Here is an 8,574-nt window from a genome sequence, read left to right on the forward strand (position 1 = left end):
AGCAGGAAACGGCTTTTCAGCCTAGGCCTGCCGACGCTTGAACTTGCGCCAGAGCGATACCCGGTCGATGCCCAGCAGGTGGGCGGCCTGGGTCTGGTTGCCGCCGGTGCGGCCCAACACCCACTTGATGTATTCCATCTCGTGCTCGGCCAAGGTGGGAATGCGGTTTTCGCCGGGGGCGGCTTCGGGAAGGGAGAATTCGCGGAATTCGTCGGGCAGATGGGCGACGTCGATCACTTGGCCGGTGCAGAGCGCCACCGCCCTTTCGACGATATTCTCCAGTTCGCGCACGTTGCCGGGATAGGAATGGGCCATCAGGCGCTGCAGGACGGCGGGTGAGATATCCTTGATATCCTTGCGCATCAGGATGGCATAGCGGTTGAGGAAATGGTGGGCGAGCAGCGGGATGTCGCCCTGCCGCTCGGACAACGGCGGCACGTGCAGCATCACCACGTTGAGGCGGAAATAGAGGTCCTGGCGGAAAGTGCCGCCCTTCATCTCTTGCTGGATGTCGCGGTTGGTGGCGGCGACGTAGCGCACGTCCACGGGCACCGGCTTGGTGGCGCCCAAGGGTAGAACCTCGCCTTCCTGGATGACCCGCAGCAGCTTGACCTGCATGGCCGGCGACATTTCGGTCACCTCGTCGAGCAGCAGGGTGCCGCCGGTGGCGGCACGGATCAGGCCCTTCTTGTCGGTGGCGGCGCCGGTGAAGGCGCCCTTGAGGTGGCCGAACAGTTCGTTGGCGAGAAGTTCCTCGTTGAAGGCGCCGCAGTTGATGCCGAGAAAGGGGCCGTCGCGCCGATGGCTGTGTTCGTGCAGGAAGCGCGCCACCAATTCCTTGCCGGTGCCGCTCTCGCCGGTGATCAGCACGTTGCAGTCGGTGGGGGCGATGCGTTCGGCCAGCGACAGGAGCTTCAGCATCTGGGGATCGCGGGTGACCAAGCGGGCGCGGTTGGATAGGCTTTCGATCTGTTCGCGCAGGCGGCGATTCTCCTGCCTGAGCCGCACCTTGTCGAGCGCCGCCGCCACCACGGTGCGCACCTCGTCCAGCCGGTAGGGCTTGGCGATGTAATGGAAGGCGCCGCCCTTCATGGCGTCGACGGCGGATTCGATGGTGGCGTAGCCGGTGATCATGATGACCTCGGCCTCGGGATGGCGCTCGCGGCTGGCCTTGAGCACCTGGGTGCCGTCCACCTGTTCCATGCGCAGATCGGTCAGCACCACGTCGAATTCCCGCTCGCCCAGCAGGGTCAGGGCCTCGGCGCCGCTCTGGCAGGCGGCGACATCGTAGCCTTCCTTGCGCATGATGTGTTCCAGGTTCTTCAGCGCGATGGCCTCGTCGTCGACGATCAGCAGGCGTCCCTGGGCCGTCATGGCGCGGCCTCCCCGGGAACCGGCAGCCAGACATGGAAGGCCGCGCCGCCTCCGGGCGGGCTGTCGACGGCGATGCAGCCTTCGTGCTCTTCCACGATCTCGTGGGCGATGTAGAGCCCGAGCCCCGAGCCCTTGCCCACCGGCTTGGTGGTGAAGAAGGGATCGAAGATGCGCGCCAAGACCTCGGACGGGATGCCGGGACCGTCGTCGGCCACGGCGATTTCCACCATGGCCCGTCCGGCCGCGCAGGCGACCTGCGGCGCGGCATGGCGGCGGGCGCTCACGACGATGCGACCGCTCTCGCCCAGGGCCTGGATGGCGTTCTTCACCAGGTTCAGCAACAGGTGCTGGAGTTGCTGGCGGTCGGCCGTCACCTCGAGGTCGGAAGGAATGTCGAACTCGACGGCGATCCGCGCCGGGAGTTCGCCCTTGAGGAAGCGCACCGCTTCTTCCGCCAATGGGGCCAGCGCCTGGGTCTCCTTCGACGTCTCGCGCTTGCGGGCGAAATCGAGTAGCGAACGGACGATGCCGCGGGCCCTCAAGGTCTGGTCGTCGATCTGGGCCAGCAGGGCCTGGAGGGTCCGAGGATCTGCCGCTTCCCCTTCCTCCAGCAGAATCTGGCAGGATGAGGAGATGTTTGACAAAGGGTTGTTCAGTTCGTGGGCCACGCCCGAAAGCAGGGTGCCCAGCGCCGCCAGCTTTTCCGTATGGGCCAGATGGCGCTGGCGGCGTTCCATCTCTTCCAGCATGCGGTTGAAGGCGCGGGTCAGCGAGACGATCTCGCGATCCTGACCTGGCAGATCGATGCGGGCCAACTGGCCCCGCGCCACCGCGGTGGTGCTTTCCTCCACTTGGCCCAGGGCGCGAGCGACACGGCCGGCGACCAGACGGCCGACCAGCACGGCCAGCAGAGTGATGACGACGATGGCGACGATCAGCACCTCGCGCTGGCGCTCCACCGAAGCGCCCAGCAGGCGGCGTTCCGCCGCCGCCAGTCCCTCGGCGATCGAGGCCACTTCCTTGCCCGCTTGGCGCAGGGGCGCCTGCTGGGCCGCCGCCCGCACGAAATCGCCGGCGCCATAGAGACGGGCGTAGCCCTCGAACAGGTCGGCATAGACCGCCAGCCCTTCTTGCAGCCGCCCGAGGCCAGCGTGGCCGGCCAGCGGCTCGAAGGCCTCGGGATGGTTGGCAAGCAGATGCTGGGCGGCCGAAACGTTCTCCAGGGTTTCCAGGTGGTCGGCACGCTCGTGGTAGAGCAGGTAATTCTTCTCGAAGCGGCGGATCTGCAATACGGCGTCGAACAGTTCGGAAACCTTTTGTCCCTGCTGGATCTTCCGTTCGATCAGCACCGAATCGGCGGACGCCACCGCCGCCAGCCCGACGATCAGGCTGCCGATGGCATAGAACGCGAACACGATCTTCTGGCGCAGGGAGCCAAGGAGCACCACAGCCTCCCGAAGGCGGAAACGACGGTGTGAAACGACAAGGTCGGCCGCGACATCCTAGCAGGCAGCCGTTGCACAGTGCAATTGACTAGAGGGACACCGTTGCAAGGCGGAAATTTCCGCCGATCCCATTGTCATTCCGCGCCATATCACGCCGGAGGCTCCCTGCGGTCCGTGCCGAGCTGGTTGCCTTATGCAACATCTTTTAGCTCCGCTCTATCGAATTGCCGAACGACAGTCGAACAAAATAATACGTAGATTCAACAGGTTGTTCCCGTGCCACGCCGTTCTGGCATGGGCCATGCACTACAGAAGTCGGTTTCACGTGAGCATAAGAGGAAAATGAAATGCCCCGCCTGCCGACCCGCTTCGACGCCCTGATGATGGCCGTGACCTTCGCGGAGGCCGGCGAGCCGGGGACGGCCCTGGAATTTCTGAAGGAACCCGAGAACAAGCGGTCCGCTCCGCCGCCGCTGTCCCGGCCTGCCCGCTGACCTTTCCTCTTCCCTCAGATCCCAGATTGGCGACCATGAACAACATCAAGAAGTTCGTTCCCTTCCTCGGCTGGTTTCCGATGGGCGGCGCGGTCTTGCGCGCCGACCTGCTGGCCGGCGTCACCGTGGCCCTTGTCCTCATCCCCCAGTCCATGGCCTATGCCCAGTTGGCCGGCCTGCCCGCCTATTACGGGCTCTACGCCGCCTTTCTGCCGGTGGCCATGGCCGCGTTGTTCGGCTCATCCAAGCAACTGGCGACGGGCCCGGTTGCCGTGGTCTCGCTGCTCACCGCTTCCGCCCTGATGCCCCATGCCCAGCCGGGCACCGCCGAATTCATCGGCTACGCCATCTTGATGTCGTTGCTGGTGGGCGCCGTGCAGTTGACCCTGGGCCTCTTGCGCCTGGGCGTGGTGGTCAACTTCCTGTCCCACCCGGTGATCGTCGGCTTCACCAATGCCGCCGCCATCATCATCGGCCTGTCGCAACTGTCCAAGATCTTCGGCGTCCCGATGGGCCGCAGCGAAAATTTCGCCCAGGACATCTGGGGCGTGCTGCAGCAGGTGGGCGCCACCCATTGGCCGACCTTCGCCTTCGGCATCGTCGCCTTCGCCATCATGTGGAGCCTGAAGAAATACCTGCCTCGCCTGCCCAACGTCCTGATCGCCGTGGCGCTGACCACCGTCACCAGTTGGCTGATCGACTTCAAGGGCTTGGGCGGCGCCGTGGTCGGCGAAATCCCCCAAGGCCTGCCCAGCGTCGCCCTGCCCCGTCTCGACTTGGACATGATGGCCCAGCTTCTGCCCAGCGCGATCATCATCTCGCTGGTCGGCTTCATGGAAGCGATCTCCATCGCCAAGGCCATGGCGGCCAAGACCCGGGACCGCATCGACCCCAACCAGGAACTGATCGGCCAGGGCCTCGCGAACTTGGTCGGCAGCCTGACCCAGGCCTATCCGGCCTCCGGCTCCTTCTCCCGGTCGGCGGTCAACCTGAACGCCGGCGCCAAGACCGGCATGTCGTCGGTCTTCACGGCGGCCATGGTGCTGGTGACGCTGCTGTTCCTGACGCCCTTGCTCTACAATCTCCCGCAGGCGGTGCTGGCGGCGGTGATCATGATGGCGGTGATCGGCCTGGTCAATTTCAAGGCCATTCGCCACGCTTGGCATGCCAACCGGCACGACGGTGCGGCCTCCGCGGTGACCTTCCTCGCCACCCTGGCCTTCGCGCCACACCTGGACAAGGGCATCATGGTCGGCGCCGGGCTGGCCATCGTGCTTTACCTCTACCGGACCATGCGCCCGCGCGTGGCGCAACTGGGCCGCTTCGAGGACGGAACGCTGCGCGACCTGGCGGTCTATCCCAACCTGCCCACCGACCCGCGCATCATCGTCATCCGCTTCGACGGCCAGCTCTATTTCGCCAACGTCTCCTACTTCGAGGACATGGTGCTGGCGGCGGTCGCCGCCCAGCCCGACGCCAAGTTCCTCCTGGTGGTGGGCGACGGCATCAACCAGTTGGACGCCTCCGGCGAGGAGGTGATCCATCACTTGGCCGAACGCCTTGAGGGCAACGGCATCGCCCTGGTCTTTTCCGGCCTAAAGCGGCAGGTGATCGAGGTGATGCACCATACCGGCCTGTTCGACCTGCTGGCCCAGGGGAACATCTTCCCCACCGAGGACATGGCCTTGGCCGCGATCTACGACCGCCTGGGCGGCGAGGCGACCTTCCGTCCCCTGATGCCCAAGCGGCCGGCCGATCCCGCTTTGGCGGCGGCTTCCTGAGGGTTTGGCTTGCGGGGACGCGTCCCCTCGGGATATTGCAGGACTCATGCAGCCGCTGACATTGCTCCTTCTGATGCCGGTTCTGGGAGCGGCGATCATCGCCGTCCTGCCCCGCCGAGCGGTTCGGCCGATCCGCGGTATCGCCCTGGCGGCCTCGGGCGCCGCCCTGGCGTCTGCCTGGGAATTGCTGCTTGCCTTTGATCGGAAGGCGGCCGGCCTGCAGTTCTTCGAGAAGATCCCCTGGCATCCCCGGCTGGGCAGCTACTATGCCCTGGGGGTGGACGGTTTTTCGTTTCCCATGGTGCTGCTGGCCACTCTGCTCTGCTTCGTCGCGCTGCTGGCGTCCACGGGCATCCGCGAGAAGCTCAAGGGCTACTACCTGTCCATGCTGCTGCTGGAAGCCGCCATGCTGGGCGTCTTCATGGCTCAGGATTGGTCGCTGTTCTACGTGTTCTGGGAACTGACTCTGCTGCCGCTGTTCTTCCTCATCAACCGCTGGGGCGGCGAACGGCGCAACCACGCGGCGCTCAACTTCGTGCTCTATACCATGGGCGGATCGGTCTTCATGCTGATCGCCCTGCTGCTGGCCTTCGACGAGGCTGCCGCCCATAGCTTCGCCATGGCCGAGATGACGACCGGCCTGAAGGCCCTGCCGCGCGAGACCCAGGTGCTGATCTTCCTCGGGTTCCTGATCGGCTTCGGCGTCAAGATGCCCATCTTTCCGCTGCACGGCTGGCTGCCCCTCGCCCATGTGGAAGCCCCCAGCCCGGTCAGCATCCTGCTGTCCGGAGTGCTGCTCAAGATGGGCTCCTACGGCTTGATCCGGGCCGGAGCCATGCTGCCCGAAGCCCTGATCGCCTTGCAGGGAACCCTGATGACCCTGGCTTTCGCCAGCCTGCTCTACGGCGCCGTGCTGGCCTGGCGCCAGAGCGACTTGAAGGCGATGATCGCCTATTCCTCCATCAGCCACATGGGGGTGGTGCTGTTGGGCATCGCCACTCTCAACGAGGCCGGCATGACCGGCGCCGTGATGCAGATGGTGGCCCACGGCCTGGTGGCCGGCTCGCTGTTCCTTCTGATCGGGCTTTTGTACCAGCGCACCCATACCCGCGAGATTGCCGACTACAGTTCCCTGGTGCGGGTGACGCCGCGCTTCGCGTTCTTCACCTCGCTGGCCTTCGTGGCCGCCGTCGGCATGCCGGGCACGGCAGGTTTCATCGCCGAGCTGCATGCGATCATCGGCAGTTTCCAGCGCTGGGGCTGGCTGGCGGCGCTGCTCAGCGCCGGCATGCTGATCAGCGCAGCCTATTCGGTGCGTACCGTCGGACGCCTGTTCACCGGCCCGGTGCGCGAGACCATGCGCGACGTTCCCGACCTGCAACGCCTGGAACTGGCGGCGGCGAGCCTGCTGGCGGTGGCCGTGGTGGGGCTGGGCATCGCTCCGGCCCCGGCCCTGGACCTGATGGCGGCGACGGTGGGCAAGTTCAGCGCCGCCTTCGCGGGCCGGATCTAGGGGGGGCCGATGGATCGTTCTTCCCTGCACGACCGCCTGCGCCACGCCATCCACCACCTGGAGCACGTGCTGCCCGGCCAGGCCTCGATCCGCGACTTCGTCCATCACAACACCCTGCACGGCTTCCAGCACCTGCCCTTTTCGGAAGCCCTGGCCGAGGCCCACCGGGTCAACGGCATCTTCGGCTTCCTGCCGCAGGCGGAATACCGGGCCTTCTTCCGCCAGGGCCGCATCACCCGCGGCGGGCTGGAGGAGGTCCTGTCCGAGGACGCGGACCTGGAAGCCGGCCGGCCTGTCGGGCCGCTCCGCCGCCTCGACGTCTATCGGACGGCCCTGCTGCACGACTTCAAGCCCCTGACCGCCTGCCAGTTGGCCTGGCAGATGGACGAGATGGGAGCGCTGGAGACCTGGCAGCCCGATCTGCCCGAGGACTTGCGCCGCGGCGGCCCAAAAGCCGTCGCCGCCCTTTGGGAGGCCTGCCTGGCGGCGCTGGGGCTGGAGCACGAACCTTCCCATGCCGAGGACCTGGTCGACTTGGCGCCCGAACGGGCGGAACGGCTGCTGGCCGGGCTGTCCTCGATCGAGGTCGAGGCGGAGCAGTTGCGCACCCACCACCTGATCCGCCACGAGGCCGACCGCCTGCTCGCCGCCCTGGAAGGCAAGGTGGGACGCGAGATCACCTTGCGCGGCCTGCTGTTCCGGCTCACCGGCCGCGACATCCTGGACGAGATGCGCCCCTACCTGCTGCGCCATCTGGCCTCGTTCCTCGACGAGGGGCTGGCGGCCTGGAACCTGCCCGGCCGCGACCGGGGCTTCTACGCCGCCTGGCGGCACAACGCCCGCACCGATGCCGGCCCGCGCCTGGAAGACTTCCCCGACTGGAAGGAAGCGGTCGACGACCTGCCCGACGAGCCGCTCGCCGCCATCTTGGAGGAACTCACCCTCCTGGGCCTGCCCGAGGACCGTTGGGACGCCTACCTGGAGCGCCTGGCCCTGGAACTGCCGGGATGGTCGGGCATGATGATGTGGCGGAGCCTTCGGCCCGGCTATCGCAAGCTGGCGCCCGAGCGGGTGGAGATGATGGACTACCTGGCGGTGCGCCTGGTCCTGGAACGCTTCTTCGCCCAGCGCCTCTGCCGCGCCGAATTCCGGGTCGAGCCGCGGCTCGACATGTTCCGCTGGCATTTCCGGCGGCGGCGGCCGGAACTGCTGGTCCGCTGGAGCCTGTTCAACGGCCGCCTGCCCGAATATCTGGCCAGTCAGGCCCAAGGCCTGCTTCGCCGTTCGCGCGAGGACCCGGCCGACGACGAGGACTGGCAGGGCCTGGCCCATCGCATCTGGACCTGGCGGCTGTCGCCGGCAGCCGAGAAATCCGTCGGCCACGGCGTATCTGGCAGCGGCTGGCGGCTGTTCCGCCTGACCCAGCACCTGGGCTTGTCCGCCGCCGACGTGGCGGCCGGCGGCCGGGACCTGGCGGAGGAATTGCTGGCCTGCCTGGACCGCCTGACGCCGGAACGGGCCGGGCACCTGTGGCTTCTGGCCTACGAGCGTCACTACCGCGACCATGTGCTGGGCGCCCTGGCCGCCAACCGCGGCCGGGGTCGCTGGGCGCGGCGCGACGAGCGGCCGGCCGCCCAAGCGGTCTTCTGCATGGACGACCGGGAGGAGGGCATCCGCCGCCACCTGGAGGAACGTAATCCGGACGTGGAAACCCTGGGCGCCGCCGGCTTCTTCGGCGTGCCCATCAACTGGCGGGGACTGGACGACGAGGAAGTTTCCGCGCTCTGCCCGGTGGTGGTCACGCCCTCCCACGAGATCCGCGAGGAACCCCGGACGGGACAGGACGCCTTGCACGATGCCCATGCCAAGCGCCGGGCCCGGCGCCTGCGTTTGGGCGACCTGGTGTTCCGGGGCAGCCATCGCGGGCTGCTGAGCCCGGCCCTGGTGGCGGCGGCGGCGGCGCCGGG

General features: G+C 67.1%; 6 protein-coding genes. 4 read left to right on the forward strand and 2 right to left on the reverse strand.

Annotated elements, in window-relative coordinates:
• Positions 1-21: 21 nt before the first annotated feature.
• Together H7841_06950 and H7841_06955 are read right to left on the reverse strand one after the other, a co-directional pair.
• Complete coding sequence (locus H7841_06950) at positions 22-1,374, reverse strand: sigma-54 dependent transcriptional regulator (protein ID MEO5336613.1); 1,353 nt, start codon at positions 1,372-1,374, stop codon at positions 22-24.
• Positions 1,371-2,819 carry an ATP-binding protein gene (locus H7841_06955; protein ID MEO5336614.1) on the reverse strand — a complete coding sequence of 483 codons (1,449 nt, stop codon included), beginning with the start codon at positions 2,817-2,819 and terminating at the stop codon, positions 1,371-1,373. Before H7841_06955 ends, H7841_06950 begins: the two co-directional genes overlap by 4 nt.
• A 347-nt stretch (positions 2,820-3,166) precedes the next feature.
• Here H7841_06955 and H7841_06960 point away from each other — a divergent pair, with 347 nt between their 5' ends.
• The 4 genes from H7841_06960 to H7841_06975 all read left to right on the forward strand — a co-directional run.
• Entirely contained in the window at positions 3,167-3,313 is a 147-nt protein-coding gene (locus H7841_06960) for a hypothetical protein (GenBank protein ID MEO5336615.1), read from the forward strand.
• A 35-nt stretch (positions 3,314-3,348) separates the two neighbouring features.
• Positions 3,349-5,094 (forward strand): sulfate permease, encoded by a 1,746-nt coding sequence (gene sulP, locus H7841_06965; GenBank protein ID MEO5336616.1) that lies wholly within the window; start codon positions 3,349-3,351, stop codon positions 5,092-5,094.
• Positions 5,095-5,140: 46 nt separating this feature from the next.
• Positions 5,141-6,607, forward strand: coding sequence for an NADH-quinone oxidoreductase subunit M (locus H7841_06970; protein ID MEO5336617.1), 1,467 nt, complete (start codon positions 5,141-5,143; stop codon positions 6,605-6,607).
• A gap of 9 nt (positions 6,608-6,616) precedes the next feature.
• A partial coding sequence (locus H7841_06975; protein MEO5336618.1) for a DUF2309 domain-containing protein occupies positions 6,617-8,574 on the forward strand: 1,958 nt, incomplete at its 3' end.

Source organism: Magnetospirillum sp. WYHS-4 (genome assembly GCA_039908345.1).
Taxonomy (GTDB): Bacteria; Pseudomonadota; Alphaproteobacteria; order Rhodospirillales; family GLO-3; genus JAMOBD01.